Here is a 17,785-nt window from a genome sequence, read left to right as displayed (position 1 = left end):
TGATATCTTAGAATGTAACATTAAGCCCGAAAGAAATAGTTCTTGCTCTGGGGTAAGATGTATAATCAATACCGAGAGAAGGTACCCCTGCGGGTACTCCACTTGCTCCATCTGCCACAGCTAAGGTTTTATCTGTATTGACTTCTGGGTCAAGTCCACTATAATCAGTTATTACAAACAAGTTCTGAGCTGTCATAAATAACCTAAGACTATTAATAGCAGATACATTCGAAACATTAAAGTTGTATCCCAAAGTAAGGTTTTCTAATCTCACAAAATCACCGTCCTCCAAAAACCTTGTCGATACATCTGGTGCATTAAGGTTAGATTCTCCACTACTTAAAACTTCCTCCGAAACGTTTCTGCCGTTGCCCAAAGCACCAGCCGTAAAGTATGCATTGGCAGTGTTGTTATATATTTTATGACCAAACTGACCTGTAAAGAAGATACTCAGGTCGAAATTTTTATAGCCAAACCGATTAGTAAACCCTGCTGTCAATTTAGGAAGTGGGCTATCTCCGGTAAACTGTTGAAAATCTCCATCTGCATAAATAGATTGACCATTTTCATCAAACCCTACAAAATCACGTAAAAAATAAGCAAACAACGGCTGCCCGTCTGCAATTCTTTGTGCGTACGCCCCGGTTAAACCCTGCCCATTAATAACGCCAGTATTAATAATACTATTAAAATTCTCGACTGTATTTTTATTGTAGGCAAAATTGGCTATTACAGTCCAGGAAAAATCACTGGATGTAACAGCATCTGCTTCTACAGAAAACTCCAGACCTTTATTAATTATATCAGCATCAAGATTAGTATAAACAAACGGCTGAGCCGCAGGTTGAGCACTTGTCACCTGAATTAACAAATCATTAGTTTTCTTATAATAGTATTCTAATGAACCTCTGATCCTGTTATCAACAAAACCATAATCAATACCAACATTTAATTGTCCAGTCGTTTCCCATTTCAAATCAGGGTTGGCAAATGCCACATCTCCCAGTGCTCCACCGGTTATCTCTCCATTATCATTAAAGCCAAAGTCTGCATAGCGCTGTCGTTGTATGACCTGATTATTTGGTATCTCCTGATTACCAGTAATACCATACCCTACTCTTAACTTTAAATCAGAGAAGACTGCAGGCGCAAAACTTTCATCTGAAATCCTCCATGCCGCAGCAAAAGATGGGAAATAGCCATACTTATTATTTTCCCCAAATCTTGTCGATCCATCAGCCCTTAAAGTGGCCGTTAACAAGTACCTGTCCATAAAATTGTAGTTTATCCTACCAAAGAAAGATTGTATTGCATCCTTCGTTCTGGTGGTATTGGCTATAAGCGGTACTTTGTTATATGGGAAATCCTGTCTGGTATCATCAATATTCTCAGATCTGAACAAGTCTACAGAAGCCAGATTGTTCAACATGATATCCAGGTCACTAGTCCTGAAGTTCTGCGCATTAAGAACCTTTGTCTCCGCTTCAAAAGATTGATATGAGTAACCTAAAATTGCACTTATCTTACTATCGGCATTTAGCTCCTTATTGTAAGACAAATAATTCTCAATCAATCGATTATCACTGATTATATCTACAAAACTTGCACGACCTCCTAAATAGTCAACATCTCCATCTCCATCGCTATCCTTTGGTCCAGCAATTCCATTGGCGACTAAATCTCTGGAATAAGCTGCCTTTCTGGATGAGGTAGACCTATCAAAGCCAATGTTAGTTTTGAATGACAGCTCTGGGATAATTTTATATTCACCGGAAAAACTTCCCAAAAGTCGCAGCGTCTTTGTGTTGTCTTCACTCAAAGCCAGTAAGGCAACTGGGTTTAGTTGATCAGTACCCGGTTGATTATAACTACCATCAGGATTAAAGACAGGTCGTGTGGGATTTGCAGATATCATTGCTCCAATAAGATCACCTTCAAATCCGGAATTATTGGTAATTGGAACATTTTCGTCCCTTATATCCGCCAATGTAAATTGTCCACTTACACGGAGTTTATCGTCAAAAAAATTCTGACTCCCATTAAAGCGTGCTGTATATCTTTTCAACCCACTTTCTTCAATGATACCTTCCTGATCAAAATAGCTAAGAGAAACTCTAAAATCACCATTACCGGCCCCTCCTCCGTAAGATAAATTATGAGATTGAGAGATGCCGGTTCTAAAAATCTCATCCTGCCAATCGGTTTCTGATCCCATGTCCAGAGCATTTGCATCGGCTCCTAAGGCAGCAGCACCGGCAAGGTAAGCGTCTGGCTCAAGCAAATCATACTCTTGTGCAACCTTGCTGAAACTAGCTAAAGCTGAGTAGTCTAGTGTCGGCTTCTTTCCTTTACCACTTTTTGTAGTTATTATAACAACACCATTTGCCCCTCTGGAACCATAAATGGCTGTCGCAGATGCATCCTTTAATATATCAATACTCGCAATATCATTAGGGTTAATGAAATTCAAAGGATTTCTCGCAGAAGATGTTCCAAAGCTGACATCTTGACCCGACGCAGTTACATCTCCTCCACTTAATGGGACTCCATCAACAACAAACAAAGGACCATTGCCACTCCTGATCGATGAATTTCCTCTAATTCTAATTGTAGAACCTGCGCCTGGTTCCCCACTAGCTCCTGTTATTTGGACTCCTGCAGTTCTACCTTGAATCAATTGTTCTGGGGATGCAATTACACCTTGATTAAAGTCTTCTGGTTTAATTGTGGTTACGGAGCCCGTAGCATCTTTTGCTTCTATTTCTCCATAACCAATAACCACAACTTCAGAGAGTTGTGTAATATCGCTTTCAAGTTCCAGGTTAATTGTACTCTGAGATCCAACGACCACTTCCTGGTTTTTATATCCGATAAAGGAAAAGATGAGTGTGGCATTATCATTTACCGATATTGAGTAGTTACCGTCTATATCAGTAACGGTACCATTGTTGGTACCTTTCTCCAGAATATTAACACCTGGCAATGGCGATCCGTCGCCGGGATCGGTGACCTTACCTGTCACTGTACGCTGAGCCAGTATGCTACCATAACTGACCAACATAACCGAAAATAGTAGTAAAATTTTCTTCATAGGGGGTTAGATTTAAAAAAGAATAAAATTTGTATTATTTCATGTCACATATTTATTACTGGTCCTATACATGACACACACTTACCCCTGATTATGAGTACTTTTTACAATAAATATGGGGTAAGACTCGTATGTCCTTTACCAATAATAATCATTTAGAGGGCACTTTTCCTAATAAAAAAGGGCGTATTTTATCGAAAACGTCGCCGCAAACGTTTGCATTAACCATGCATCTTCGGCTGCTTGTAAACAATTGACCTTTTCTAAGAGATGATCTCCTATTTGGATTTTTATAATATCACCTCCTCAAAACGAGGCTCTTGGAAGTTTGAGCTAAAAATGGTAGCATTGAGATTAGTTGAATAAATTATGGCGTATTATTCTTCTGTCATAAGATAGAATCATGTTTTCTGCCTCATACCAACGCCGCGATAAAAGGATTTATAATGAAGAGTAATCAAATTACGATTAAAGACATAGCCCGTGAGCTTGATATTTCACCATCTACTGTTTCGCGGGCTTTGAAGGATCATCCTGACATTAGCCCGAAAACAAAAAAGCAGGTCAGAGAACTGGCAGAAAAACTCAATTATCAACCCAACAGTATCGCCTTAAGCCTGCGGAGCAGCAAGAGTAATACTATAGGTGTGGTCATACCCCAGGTAGTACATTTCTTTTTTTCAACCATAATCAGTGGTATCGAAGATATTGCCTATGCAGCCGGCTACAGCGTGATGGTTGCCCAGAGCAACGAGTCTTATGACCGTGAGGTAATGGATACCAAAGCACTCTTTAATAATCGTGTAGATGGAATTTTGGTATCTATGTCAAGGGAAACCACCGACTACGCTCATTTTGAATTTTTGCACAACAGGGGAATCCCGATGGTTTTTTATGACCGTGTATGTGATTCCATAGATTGCAGCAAAGTAGTTGTCGACGATTTCGACGGAGGTTACCGGGCTACAAAGCACTTAATTGATCAGGGCTATAAAAGAATAGCACACCTGGCAGGGCCAAATAGCTTACAAATGTTCAGACAACGCCTGGAAGGTTATAAAAAAGCACTTGAAGAATGTGGCTTACCTATAGATGAAAGCCTGATTCTTCCTGAAAATGCATCAGATGACGAAAATGTAGCTAAGGAACTGACAAAACGCCTGTTGGCTCTTGATGAAAGGCCCGATGCAATTTTTGCCAATAATGATATCGCAGCACTCGGAGCCATGATCACGATTAAAGAGCATGGCCTTAAAATCCCTGACGACATTGGTATTGTAGGTTTTAGTAACTGGAGATTTACTGCGTTAACTGAGCCTACTATCACTACAGTAGCTCAGCCAGGATTTGAAATGGGACAGGAAGCCGCTCGCCTGCTCATAGAAGCCATAGAAGCCAAAGATGATGAGGTGATCACTTCCGTGACAAAAGTATTGAAAACAGAGCTCGTAGTAAGGGGGTCATCAGTTAAGTAAGTTTATAGTTTACTGTTTACTTATTTACCGTTCGGTAACACAAGCTGAGGAGAATAGCCTTAAAACAGAGGTTGTTACCTCTCTGAGCATCGCCTCTCCCGGCAATGGTCTTCTGCCATAATTAAAGATTGTAGCTTCGAATACCGTAGAGTCCTCTGCGAGAGACCCTACCGGGAAGTGGTTTGCTGTTTTATTACCGTTCACTGATTATGGTTAAGGAAATTCCATTCTGCACCGTCATTATGAGGAGGCACGATGAAATAATCCCCAATCTCTGAACACGAACTGATTAACACCTCGAATTCAGTTTGCTGCTTATAATAAGGTGATTACTTTGTCTTTTCCCGAAAGTTTTGTTTGAGGGGTGAATTTTAGTGCTTACTGATAACCCGATTTACTGTTTACTGTCCATAGTTCATACTTACGATCACCAAACTTCCGACTCCGGGCTTCCGACTTCCAACATGCTCAATTAGCAAAAACTGATTACCCCAGCTCCAAACAAAAGATCACTTCCGCAGCCTGAATCCTGTTTTAAACACAACGGGACTGTTGTACAGGCCATCTTCATTGTCATGAAGGACGTTGAACAATACAAGTGCCTGCATTTCGAGCCATTTGGCTACGTTGAATTTTCGGCCTACTCCTATTAATAAGGTCTGCTTCCATTCTCTTTTGGGGATTTCGCTGGATGTGGTGGTCGTTCTCATGCGCTCAGCTTCCATGTAGGCGAAGAAGTTTTTAAATACCATATGATTGGCAAATGCACTGTAGCCATACACTTCTTTACCAACTTGCGAATTTACTCCCTGTTTGTCTGTTTTGAACTGACTACGATAGCATCCGGTGACCCCCATCTCAAAAAGCTTATTGATCCTATAACCTATGGCAGGGGAAAGGTCTACATTCAATGGATTAGTTTTACTAATATTAAAATTACCACCTATGACCAGGCGTTCCCAAAGAGACTCTCCTTTTAATGAAGTTCTTTTTACAGCACTGCTCAGGTCATTGCTGTTCGGCATGTAGGAATACTTCTTCTTCATCTCCCCCATTTGCGACTGCACCTGCTGTATTTTATCAGCATTTTGAGTGATGTATTCCCTGGCATGGGAGGCCATTTTCTGCTTGAGCTCCTGCTTAGCGGCAGCCTGTTTCAGTTGCTCCTGCGTGCTTTCCAACTTGTTTTTATAGTCTTCGAGATGTCCAAGCTCAGAGTCATCCCCCAGTCCGTTAATAGCATCATACTCTTTAGTTCCTTTCAATTCCTCTTCTGCACGTTTTACTGCAGCGTCCTTTACTTGTTTTGTTGTAGTTGAGTCAATGGTAATCTGAGGAACCTCCTCACCCAGCTCATCCTCCAAAGCCGTTTTGGCCCTGGACTTAGCCTCGGTTTTAACCTGATCTGTAGTAGTGGAGTCAATTTTTATATCGGGCACATCTACATACCGGTTCAATGAATCTTTAGCGACTTGTTTTGCTTTATCGCCTGCCTTACTGGCGGTGGTACTGTCTATGGCTACATCCGGAATCGCTATCCGGCTATCAAGGCTATCCTTTAAGGCATTTCTTGCTGTCGATTTTGCTCTTTGTACATCCGTACTATCCGGTGCTATGTCCGCCATCTTACTTTTTAGCGTATCAGATAAAACCTGTTCATTATTATTGAGGGTAGTATCAGCAATTGCATTTTCGGTGTACGTAGAGTCCTTGGGTGTGGCATCCTGTCCCTTCAATTGTATGAAAGAGCAAAAGAGCAAAAGTATAAGGAGTAATCTTTTCAAAGCATATTTTGGATAAGCTGCAAATTTAATACTAATCTCACATTTTTTATAGCATTATCTGTAGTTTCTGATGTCAGTTTACAGTTCAGTGTTTATCGGTTTAAAACCCTATAATTTCCTCAAGGGGATAGTAGTCTCGTAGAAATATTCAAAATTCCAATCCTCACACACTACCTACCACCTCCGACCTGATTCACTGTTCACTCCGAAATTTTTACCGGTTACCACACACTGCTTACTAACACAACCGTGAACTCAAAAGGCATGAACTGTGCACCATAAAGTCACACACGTACTATAATGGTCTCATTTCAACAAAATGCCTTACTTAATAGTACTAATTTGACTTCACCCATAAAATTTTTCAACCAAACCTAATCATTATGAAAATCAAATTTTTATGTTTTTGTGCTATGTTGTTTGCCGGCTTTGGAGCTTATGCTCAGCAAAGTTATCAGGCAACATATTTCACGTCCAGCGAGTATGTACGTGAGATCCCTGCGCTTTCGGCCATGGATAACATCATTGCTGCACAAGGCTTTGAGCATGTGGCCCCTCCTAAGAGAAGGGGCACCAACACTTTTGTTCCAGGCAAAGGTTTGCCGAGAGGTGAAGATCCCCTGATCGCTAAGCAAAAAAGTGTTCAAAGAAGTGCAGCGGAAACACTACTGGCTGCTCCTATTGTTTCCTTCGATGCCCACATCGGATCGGTGCTTAATGACCCGACAGGTGCCATTGGCCCAAACCATTATGTCTATGCCTTTAACAGCGGCTTTGGCATACTTGACCGGTCAGGCAATGTTCTGGCTCCGGAGGCTTCACTGGGCACTTTGTTTCCGGGTGAAACCCTGGGTGATCCTGTGGTAATCTATGACAATTTTGCCGACAGGTTTATTATCATGGAGTTCAGCAATTCTCCAAACGGTATACTGGTTGCCGTATGCCAGGGACCCGACCCTGTAAACGACGGATGGTATACTTACCGTTTTAATACAGGTTCTTTCCCTGACTACGAAAAGCTGTCTATATGGAGTGACGGATATTACATTACTGCCAATAAAGACCAGAACAGTGCCTCCACAAGCCAGGTGATCTTCGCATTGGAACGGGACAATATGCTGACTGGTGCATCTGCGCAAATGATAGGCTTTCCGCTACCAGGGATTACAACCAGCGGCTTTTATAGCCCCGGCGGCTTCAATGCAACTGGCACGACCCTCCCTCCTGTTGGTGTAGGTCATTCAGTAGTATACATGCAGGATGATTCCTGGTCGGGCGTATCTCAGGACCATTTAAAAATATGGACCACTGATGTGAACTGGTCATCTCCTTCCAGCTCCACTATATCATCTCCCCAGATACTGAATACGGCGGCTTTTGACGGTGTGTTTAACGGGGGCTCTTTTCAAAACCTCGATGAACCCGGGAATGGACCCGACCTGGATGCCCTGCAGGCCACTATGATGTACATGACGAACTACCGCCGGTTTGGCACCCATAATTCCGTGGTTATGAACTTTGTGGTCGATGTAAGTGGAAACGACACAAGAGCAGGTATCCGTTGGTATGAATTGAGACAAACCAGTGACGGTGCCCCCTGGACGATCTACCAGGAAGGTACTTATCTGCAACCGGACGGACATAGTGCTTATTGCGGAAGTATTGCTATGGATAGCCAGGGAAATATAGGCATGGGCTATACCATAGTGAGTAGTACGGTATATACTTCTTTAAGATATACAGGCCGGATGGCTGCCGACCCGCTGGGCACCATGCCTCAGGGTGAACAGGTGGTGGTCAATGGTGACTCAGAAGAAAACAGAGGCGATGGCAGGTATGGTGACTACGCCCAGATCACCGTTGACCCGCTCGATGATCTCACTTTCTGGCATATTGGTGAATACTTTAAAGGTAACAATGTACGAAGAAGCCATGTGGTCGCTTTCAAACTGGGTTCAGGCTCCAGCGATACAGAGCCCCCGACGGCTCCCACCAATCTGACAGCCTCCAACGTAACCTCATCCAGTGTTGATCTTAGCTGGAATGCCTCTACCGATAATGTTGGCGTTACAGGGTATAATATTTACAATGGTGCCTCTCTGGTAACCACTGTTAGCGGCACAAGCCATACGGTAACAGGTCTGTCGGCAAACACAAGTTATACCTTTACTGTAAGGGCAAGGGATGCAGCAACTAATGAATCAGGTGCAAGCAACAGTGTCAATATTACCACTTTGCCGGCTGCAGGATGTAGCGGAGGAATCACTTCCTTTCCTTACACTGAAGGTTTTGAAAACACCATCGGCGCATGGACTCAATCTACCAATGATGACCTGAACTGGACGGTGGATGCCAACGGAACGCCATCCAGCAGTACCGGGCCATCGAGTGCCGCTCAGGGCTCATATTATATTTATGTAGAAGCTTCGGGTAGTGGCTATCCCAACAAACAGGCGATCATCAATTCTCCTTGTTTTGATTTGAGCTCAGAAAGCCAGGCTTCGTTTAATTTCAAATTTCATATGTATGGAGCCTCCAACATGGGTAGTATAGCCTTGGAAGCCAGCAATGACGATGGCCAGTCATGGACTTCTTTATGGAGTATGACAGGAAATCAGGGCAACAGCTGGCAATCCGCCAGTATTGACCTGGCAGCATACCTTGGTGGTAGTGTGCAATTGCGCTTTAACAGGATCACGGGAAATACCTGGCAGGCAGATATTGCTATTGATGATGTTGAACTTTCTATAGGAAGTACCGGCGGAGACTGTGTTTCCGGTGACGTAGAGTTGAGCATCACGCTTGACAATTACCCACAGGAAACCTCATGGACACTGAAAAACTCAGCAGGCACTACTATAGATTCCGAAAGCTACTCTACTGCCAACCCTGACGGGTCCACTGTGACCAAAACCTTCAGCGGACTGGCAGCAGGTACTTATACTTTTACTATTAACGACAGTTACGGTGACGGTATATGCTGCGGCTATGGTAATGGATCTTATACCTTATCAAGCACTCAGGGGGTGATTGTAACCGGTGGTAATTTCGGAAGCTCTGAGGCTACAGAATTTTGTATTGAATCTGCTTCTGCGATGTTGAGGACCAATGCACTCAACGGTGAAGAAACAGACCTGTTCCAAATATACCCCAACCCTACCCGGGAAAGACTGAGTATTGCTGTAAAGGATCATCAGGTTGAAAATGTTCAGATCTTCTCGATGTACGGCATGCTGGTCACTGAAATTAACGAGGAAGGCCCTTACGAGCAAATAGATGTTTCGCATCTGACGCCGGGTACTTACTTTATCAGGATCACTTCAGGAGACCAGAAGGTAACCAGGAAGTTTATTAAGGAATAATATCATATAAAATCAAAAGAGGCTGGATCTTATCATTTGATCCAGCCTCTTTTCATTATTTTTTGATGCGGTAATTACTGGCAATAAGTACCTGAATCCTCGCAGCAATACGTCCAGTACCCAAAAGTAACTACTGTAGGGCATTCATGTTTACCACAAACAGTAGCTGACGCTCCACCCTGTACTTTTACAGTTTCACTTTTACCGGTAGGCATTTCAGTGACAAAACTTTTCACTTTAAGTTGCTCAATCTTAAGCTTTTTCATAATTAGTAGTTTTAGATGTAGAAAATTATACTTCCAAACCTACCCCTGAAAATGATAAGATGGTATCACTGGATACAGGTATAATTGGTGTTGGAACGGGAGTTGGGCTGATTTTGAAGAAGGTAGATTAAGGGTTAAGAATATATAAAATCTAGAGTTGAAGCTGCATCAACATAAGGCATTAGGGTTTTCGGAATAATATTGAAATACCGGTACAACAATTAGGTTCGGAATTTATGAGGCCGTGTCACAGACACTGGTGCTCATTTAAAAGTCCGTAGTCATCCTTCGGAAGACTACGGACAGGAGGGGGTTTGCCATGCTGGATGCTTTCCTGCTTAAATCCAATATCAAGGATAATTTGGTTTCGTAAGCCAACAAAAAACCCATCCGAAGCTGGACTTTATATATCTAATATTAATCCTTATTCTAGTTCGGAGCCCCTGCGGCCAAAAATTCGGAGATTGCTACATCTTTATATTTAGTACCTGGGTAAATCTCAACTATTTCAAACTTCAACCTATCCCCATTTTTTAATATGTTCTTAGCATCAAGGTTCTTGTCAGCAGCTAAGTTCTTAAAGTAATGACCGATATAAACACTTTGATACTGCCAAGTATCTTGTAATTCAATAATACATAATGGGGTAGAGTTCAAGTATACTTTTAGCTGTTTAATTCTAGAGTTCTGTTCCCATAATTTTTCATTTTTGCAGTAGCCGTTAAATACCTCCAACTTACCAAAAAATTGACCTGAACCTCCAAACTTAGTATCAGGGTCAAACTCTATTGAATAAGTAAAAAACTCTCCGATACCATAGTCATTTTTACCTTCAACCCATGCTGTTTTTAAGTTTAAATCAACAATATTATTTATATCATAACTACTGACCCCTTGACTTTCAAAACAGCTTGATGCTTCTAATGATCCTAAAGATCTTGAATGAAAGCCCCACCTTTCACCATTTTGCAATTCCTCAAGGCTATTAGCATATTGATAATCACTTGCACTTGCAACTTGAGATTTTATAATATCTAAACTACCTTGAACAAAAGAGTTCTTCAACCCAAGACCTAAAACTAACAGCAATACTAACTTTATTTTCATAATGAATTTATAGCAAAACAAGTACCAATTAATCAGGGTTATTCATTTTAGGTAAAATCATCCTCATAAACTGTAAAGCTGTTACTGGATGAATTTTTCTATTAACATGTACCTTAAAATCTTTAACTCCCTCCATTTGTTCGTTAAAACGCTTCCAATCTGCACCATCTTTATTTGGCCCAGGGCAAATTAGCAAACACCCTTGAGAAACAGGGCTTCCTGCATATCCGCTCAAATTACTCCGGTGAATAAAAACACCATTGAGATAGCCTGGGTCTCTATTAGGGAACGCAGGATTTGTACCAAACCTAGCTGGCACTTTTCCTCTCTCTTCAAGCGCCCAGTGTGACTTTAAAGCTCCTGATTTTCCTTTTTTATCATAATTTTCATCATGTATTCCATCAGCAACCACCCCATATTTAGATGGATCCGAACTTACAGTATACCCCTTATAGGTTTCTATATCATCAGCACCATCTGGTCCATAGACTGTTACAGCAGCAAGTATTGCTCCTTCCCCGTATAAATTATTTCCTTTCCCTAGTTGTTCTTTTGTGTAACCATCAAAAACAACCACAGCTTCAGCTCCATCCAATGTTATAGTTTCATTAACCTCTTCTCCATCTTCGTTAGTATAAGAATAACTATGCTCATAAGTATCCCCATCGTGCCAATGGTAACTATCATCATCATCTCCCTCAGCTTTATAATAAAACCAGTCCATTCCATTTATATCAATATATATAATTGGATTATTAGCTGCATAATGATAAGGTGTCATACTAATAGAATTCTCAGCTAAAGGATCAATTGCATACCATTGCCCTATTTCAGGATCGTACATCCTAGCACCATAGTCAAGCCAGTCTAAATCAAGCTCATTCTGCTTCTCCTTGCCGTTGTAGAGATATTTATTAGGTGTTGCAGTTACTCGATTATACGAGTTAAAGGTTAGACCAAATGGATAGTAATCATCCTTCTGCACCACATTACTCTCCGTGAGCACCACCTTCATATCATCAAAGAACACTCAGTATTCTAAGTTTTTCTCCTTTTCAACAAGAGATAAATTAAAAGCACATTGATGCATAAACTGATAGTCAAAAAAATCGATAAATAATGGCCTTCCTGCTTCGGCTTATAACCCTCAGTCCTTAACCCTTCTCTAGTACTGCTGATTATGGGTTTATCTCCTACCCCCAATTTCGTTAAATCATCCTCTGATTCCGACAATAACTTGGTACCCTCACATATAGACGTGCCTAAATACCTATTGAAGGTATACGCCCTAACAAGGCAAACTGAATCTTTTTTGAAATTTACCGCACAATCACTTTCATCATTAAAGATAGTAATCGTATCAGAATCTATATATTTGAGTCCTTCACTAGGCCAATATTCCAACACCTTAATATTGACAACATTCGCTCGACCATATTTATTAAATAAATTATGATTAGTATCAGAACTTAGAACAACGCCTTTAATAATAATACGTTGTTGATTCCTTGATAAAGTATCATTAGCTTTTAAATAGTTCTCTATTTCCACGGGGAAACATATACAAGCTTTTGTCGAATGTGTAAACACAAACGCAACCCTAAACAAAACAACACCCACACATCTTACCATCATCTTATAGTATAGTATCATTTATTGCAGTTATTCGTATCACAATTAGTGTTATAATTAGACTTGGATTTGTTAGTACCATACCTTTCCTGCATTGCTTTTATGTAAGTTTGATTTGCACTCCTATCTAAAACATTTCGATTATTGTTTAGATCATTTACAATACCATTCCCATCCTGCATAATACCAGAGTTTAAATGTCCTCCTTCTTTTTTAATTCCCTCAGCACTATGACCTGCTCCGTGGACTATATGGAAGGATTGCCACTAACATTATTAGTGCAACCAATCATCATAATCACAACATACGATTCTCTATAACAGATGGCGATTTACTATTCTCTCATGATAGATTATCCGAAGATGGATTGGTTGGAAAAATTATCGATAGAGGTAATTTTCTGGAAGCAGCTAAACGAATGCTTGGACTGAACTAAAAAAGCCTCGCATTGCTGCAAGGCTCATTTATTTCAGTTCACCGCGGAAGTAACTTCCGTGCTGAGAGATGAGTGGATTCTTTATTCTTTAGATTTTGAACAGTTCAAACCACCATGCCAAGCATGTCGGGAACGGAGGAGTGACGAGGAACGATAAGTTACAGCCATTGTATAATATTATCATGGTAACAAAAGTATTCCTGTTGATTATAATTAAGACTTAATATATTTTTCAGAACATCAACATTCATATCCTGACCATTTTGAATATAGTCTTTTAAATCATCTAAATACTTTACATCATGAGATAAGCGAAAGAGATAAAAACATGCCGCAACTTGAGCATTCTGATAATAATCTTGACTATCAATGATCCTATTTAATCCCCCATAGAATTCTTCAATAAATTCATAATTTATTCTTTCATATAAGAAAAAGATCGAAGAAAAAACAGAATGCTCTGCCTCACTACGACTTAGTATTTTAATACACTCCTCATAAATGGAAAGTATTTGCCACTTATTTGCAAAGTCAATTAAGTCTGAAACGAATAGATCATCCTCATGATTAAGATTTTTAATTATGTATGATTCCATCAATTTTATTTGCTCAGGATTGAACAAATCATACTTACCAATAAAATCAGATGTAATTAAATTATCTTCATGATTTAAAAATAATCTCAGCTCATCATTTGAAATAATTATACCATCATTTATGATCTCATTTATAAGATCATAGGGCTCATCAAATTGGTCAGAACTGAGCCTTGCTTCTATATTTTCAATATACCTCATTTTTCTACTTCTTCTGAATCATCATTATTATCCCTCTTCTTATTATTCTTCTTACCCTTTTTATCCTTACTTTGCCTACTATGTCTATCCCCGCTTGCTTTCTCATGAGCCTTTAATTTACGAGCCGCTTCTTTCTTTTCCGACTTACTCGCAGAAGGATTAGATAGAATTTCTTTCAGCCGTTCAACTTCATCAGGTTCTAATTTATGATTACCCTTTCCTCTTTGAGCCATTTGGAGAATATATCCCGTCAGTGCCTCTACATCCACACGACCATCGTTAGTAACGAATAGTGAATTTAATCCAGGCACAACCATAATTAGTTCAGCAAGTTCAGCTAATCCTACTGCAACACCATTAGCTAACATCATATCAGGCTTCTTAAACAGAAAGTTATAATTTTCCCCCTCTTCAAAATCCATAGAAGCCGCAGAAAGAATTTGCCCAAAAGATAGGCTCTTATCTGTTGCACCGGAACCATATAAATTTTTTCTTACCTGATAATACGTGGTAGTTCCATGATAATTAACTGTTCCAGCTATACCTGTCGACTTTGTAACACTTCTTGAATTCTTTACAAAATTTCCGCCTGTAGCCCTAGCAAATTGTCTAGCCTGCCTTACTGTCTTGCTTTCCCATGGCCAATCACCATCAGGATCTACATATCGTAATGGATTATTAAATGAATAATTATACGGAGACAGATGATACCCTCTTTCTCCCTCGTAATCAACAACAGTCCATCTACCAATATCAGGCATATACATTCTAGCTCCAAAATCATCCCACCCCAAATCAAGATCGTCTATTCTTTCCTTACCAGTATTTAAAAACTTATTCTCTTTCGCTGTGATTCTCTGATAGGAATTAAATTGCAAACCGAAAGGATAATAATCATCCTTCTGCACCACATTACTCTCCGTAAGCGCCACCTTCATATCATCAAAGAACACGCGCGAAGAACTGTTACTCTCGTTGCTTAGGTAAATATAGATGAAGCCGGCTTTTTCTACAACTATATCATTTAAAGCTAAAACCTCATGGGTATTGGCATTGGTGCCAACCTGAGCAAAGCCATCCTTCTGGAAGTTCATTTGCTCATCGAAGAGAATGTAATTAAGATAAGCCGCTGGTCTCGTATCTCCTGCGTTATTACCATTACCCACTAAACTTGTACCGTTCTCAGCAGTAAAAGCATCATAAGTCGATTGCTCAAAGGTATTACCACCATTTGCGCCACCAAATGCTCCGGCTACAGCCGCAAGGATAGCATCGGCAGGTTGCAAATTCCCATAGTCACCAGCTTCGTAATAGCTATATACTTCCATGTCTATCTTATCACCCGGACCTACCGGTAAGCTGATTGCTGGTCCCGCGATCTGGCTATTGTTCAGCATCACTACTTCATCGTCACCGGTCACATGGATGCCACTAGCGGTGGCATCGGCACTGTTAAACGCTTCTCTCGTTTCCTTGAGGTTGCTGAACAATTCTTCTTCCTCCGCCGCAGTCTCACTCTCAAACCTGCCCGTAAACTCGATTGTCTTTGGTTTCGTCGTAAAGGTCAGCCTTGTATTTCCCAGGTGGTCTTTTAAATAGTACTGGTATTCTAACCCGCCTGTAATCTCATCGATCACCACCCTTCCTTCTTCATGTTGGATCATCGTCAGCTCACCGTCTTCATAGATCAGCTCTCCAAAGTATCTGGTACTTTTGGGTTCTTTGCCTTCTTCGTAGACGATCTGTTCCTGTTTGACCCCTGTAGCGTCGTATTTGTAGATGATGTAGTTGTTGGCATCTTTCTCCACCCTTACCGGCAGGTTCAGGTAGTTGTAGGTGATGGCGATGCCTTTGTTCCTGTCTACGATCATGTTGCCATTGGCATCATATTCATAGTCGTCGCCTGCAGTGTTTTTATCAGTGAAGCCTTCCCATCCTGCTGCATCGCTGACTGCCGTAAGCTGGTTGCCGCCGTTGGCATAGCTGTAGGTCAAAGCATCTATAGTGCGCAGGTCTTCTTCTATCGATTGCCTGTTCAAGCTTTGGATGTTGCCGTTCAGATCATAATTGATGTTATTTACACTGTAACCTCCTTTTGCTGATGTCCAGGTACTTGATGCTGTACTTCCCTGAGCATATTGTGCTTTGGTAATCCGGTTCATAGGATCATAGCCATAGGTGTATAGCTTTTCTTCTGTATCCTCGTGAGTTTTCCACTTAATAGCCGATATGTTGCCATTGTATTGCGGTTTTTGTACCAGTGTATTTTCGGTCAGAACAAAGGTCTTGGTAATAGCTTGTACTTCGGTACTATACGCTGATTGGCCGTTGCCGTAAATGGCTTCTATGTGGTAATGATATTCAGTGTTGGCACTTAGAGAGTGATCTTTATAGGTTGACGCCCCAGGCTCAGTTGTGGCCACCAGGCTGTACCCACTTCCTGAAGTTAATGATCTTTCAATTTTATAAATAACATCTTCAACACCTTCCCATTTAAGTTGAATTTTATCAAAATCAATGGCAATTGCCTCCAACCCCCGAGGGGTAATACAATTTGATGGGTTATATGATACCAGCAACTGAGCAATTTCTGTTGAATTTAAGGCATAATTGAAAATTTTCAATTCATCAAAAATGGCATGGGAGTAAAAGCCTGTCTGCATACGGGCAATATATACAGGTAAATCAGTATCATTAATCACGACTGTTCCAATATCACTAGAGGCTACCAATATGCCGTCCTGGTATAGTTTTAAATAGTTGCCTTCACGGACTCCTGCGAGATAATGCCATTCCCCTAAAGATAAAGGAGTGCTTGATATGGCCTTATACTTCTGTGCCCCACTTTCAATATTAAAATGGGGGAAATCAGAGTTCGTTCCCCCTATATTCAGGAGCCATTCATTTGTACCTGGTTTATTGCCTATATTCCACTTCCCTACTCCCATAATGTTGGTATTATCGATAGTAGCGGATAGTTTTTTAACCCAATATGCCACGGTAAAATCATTGGCTTCAAAATTATTACTTTCATGGTCAGGGATTTCCACATAATCATCTTCTCCGTCAAAGCTTAAGCCCTGCCCATCATATCCGGCAATCCAGGTTGCTCCATACACTGCCCCATCAATGCTATTTGCTCCTTCATCTGTCAGGGTAGTTCCCTCGCAAACATTAAAACCCCATTGTACCTGCCCTAATAATGGTATGGCAAAAAATGTTAATAAGGGCAAAAACAAAAATATATTTTTCATCACTTTCCTTAATTGTTAATTATTTTTAATTACCGGTCTCAACTCCGTTTAATGGATGGTTATAAAATAGTTCCATACCAAAAAGGTCAGGGTTGGCATCATCTGTATTTCTTCCCTGTTCAATTTGAAGGGTACTGTTGTTTACACTTTCAAGCCAGCCCCTGATGTTGTACCGATAATCAATGGATTGGTGAGGCGTACCGTTGTCCACATGAAGGTTCTTTTCTGTCAACTCGCCCAGCTCATTATATTTGTGTTCAGCTAACAGCACTTCCCCTTGAGACTGACCATTTACCATTAGCTCATGAAAACCCTTCATAAGTCTACCTGAATGATCGTAGAGATATCGTTTTTTTATATCATAAGTCATACTTCCTTTCTGATGGCTTGTCTTCGTTGCTAACACCCACCCTGAAAATGCATATAATGTACTATATTTATCTATGTTCCCACTATAGTTTGCGGTTATGCTCTGTACTACCCTATAACGTTGGTCATAATAGCTCACTGAACTCAACCATGTATTGCCGCCATCCAATACTTTCACTTTACTTCCTGTAACCAGTCCTTTCACATAAGCA

Annotated in this window: 12 protein-coding genes; 2 read left to right on the top strand and 10 right to left on the bottom strand. The window is 40.7% G+C overall.

Features of this window, described 5'->3' with window-relative positions:
- Window positions 1-7: 7 nt before the first annotated feature.
- The gene (locus LVD17_RS21075; RefSeq protein WP_233760998.1) at window positions 8-3,091 is read right to left on the bottom strand and encodes a SusC/RagA family TonB-linked outer membrane protein; all 3,084 of its coding nucleotides are present in this window, start codon (window positions 3,089-3,091) and stop codon (window positions 8-10) included.
- A gap of 446 nt (window positions 3,092-3,537) precedes the next feature.
- Between LVD17_RS21075 and LVD17_RS21070 the strand changes: the two genes are divergently transcribed.
- Window positions 3,538-4,566 carry a LacI family DNA-binding transcriptional regulator gene (locus LVD17_RS21070; protein WP_233760996.1) on the top strand — a complete coding sequence of 343 codons (1,029 nt, stop codon included), beginning with the start codon at window positions 3,538-3,540 and terminating at the stop codon, window positions 4,564-4,566.
- A gap of 24 nt (window positions 4,567-4,590) precedes the next feature.
- Here LVD17_RS21070 and LVD17_RS21065 read toward each other — a convergent pair whose 3' ends face one another.
- Both LVD17_RS21065 and LVD17_RS21060 read right to left on the bottom strand, forming a co-directional pair.
- On the bottom strand, window positions 4,591-4,770 hold the full coding sequence (locus LVD17_RS21065) for a hypothetical protein (protein WP_233760994.1): 180 nt from the start codon (window positions 4,768-4,770) through the stop codon (window positions 4,591-4,593).
- 305 nt (window positions 4,771-5,075) lie between these two features.
- Complete coding sequence (locus LVD17_RS21060; protein ID WP_233760992.1) at window positions 5,076-6,350, bottom strand: uL10 family ribosomal protein; 1,275 nt, start codon at window positions 6,348-6,350, stop codon at window positions 5,076-5,078.
- A gap of 383 nt (window positions 6,351-6,733) precedes the next feature.
- Between LVD17_RS21060 and LVD17_RS21055 the strand changes: the two genes are divergently transcribed.
- On the top strand, window positions 6,734-9,712 hold the full coding sequence (locus LVD17_RS21055) for a T9SS-dependent choice-of-anchor J family protein (RefSeq protein ID WP_233760990.1): 2,979 nt from the start codon (window positions 6,734-6,736) through the stop codon (window positions 9,710-9,712).
- Window positions 9,713-9,786: 74 nt separating this feature from the next.
- Here LVD17_RS21055 and LVD17_RS21050 read toward each other — a convergent pair whose 3' ends face one another.
- From LVD17_RS21050 to LVD17_RS21020, 7 genes are all read right to left on the bottom strand, one after another.
- A complete protein-coding gene (locus LVD17_RS21050; RefSeq protein WP_233760989.1) occupies window positions 9,787-9,978 on the bottom strand; it encodes a pinensin family lanthipeptide in 192 nt (63 codons plus the stop codon).
- A 429-nt stretch (window positions 9,979-10,407) separates the two neighbouring features.
- Window positions 10,408-11,085: an NADase-type glycan-binding domain-containing protein gene (locus LVD17_RS21045; RefSeq protein WP_233760988.1), complete on the bottom strand. Its 678-nt coding sequence runs from the start codon at window positions 11,083-11,085 to the stop codon at window positions 10,408-10,410.
- Window positions 11,086-11,113: 28 nt separating this feature from the next.
- A complete protein-coding gene (locus LVD17_RS21040; RefSeq protein ID WP_233760987.1) occupies window positions 11,114-12,115 on the bottom strand; it encodes an RHS repeat domain-containing protein in 1,002 nt (333 codons plus the stop codon).
- 8 nt (window positions 12,116-12,123) lie between these two features.
- Entirely contained in the window at window positions 12,124-12,636 is a 513-nt protein-coding gene (locus LVD17_RS21035; RefSeq protein WP_233760986.1) for a hypothetical protein, read from the bottom strand.
- A 675-nt stretch (window positions 12,637-13,311) separates the two neighbouring features.
- Window positions 13,312-13,950 (bottom strand): hypothetical protein, encoded by a 639-nt coding sequence (locus LVD17_RS21030; protein ID WP_233760985.1) that lies wholly within the window; start codon window positions 13,948-13,950, stop codon window positions 13,312-13,314.
- The gene (locus LVD17_RS21025) at window positions 13,947-17,204 is read right to left on the bottom strand and encodes a LamG-like jellyroll fold domain-containing protein (protein WP_233760984.1); all 3,258 of its coding nucleotides are present in this window, start codon (window positions 17,202-17,204) and stop codon (window positions 13,947-13,949) included. The genes LVD17_RS21030 and LVD17_RS21025 overlap by 4 nt, the downstream gene beginning before the upstream one ends.
- Before the next feature lie 25 nt (window positions 17,205-17,229).
- The gene (locus tag LVD17_RS21020) at window positions 17,230-17,778 is read right to left on the bottom strand and encodes a hypothetical protein (RefSeq protein WP_233760982.1); all 549 of its coding nucleotides are present in this window, start codon (window positions 17,776-17,778) and stop codon (window positions 17,230-17,232) included.
- Window positions 17,779-17,785: the final 7 nt, after the last annotated feature.

It is taken from the genome of Fulvivirga ulvae (assembly GCF_021389975.1).
Lineage (GTDB): Bacteria > Bacteroidota > Bacteroidia > Cytophagales > Cyclobacteriaceae > Fulvivirga > Fulvivirga ulvae.
This window is presented reverse-complemented; position numbering and strand designations above follow the sequence as displayed.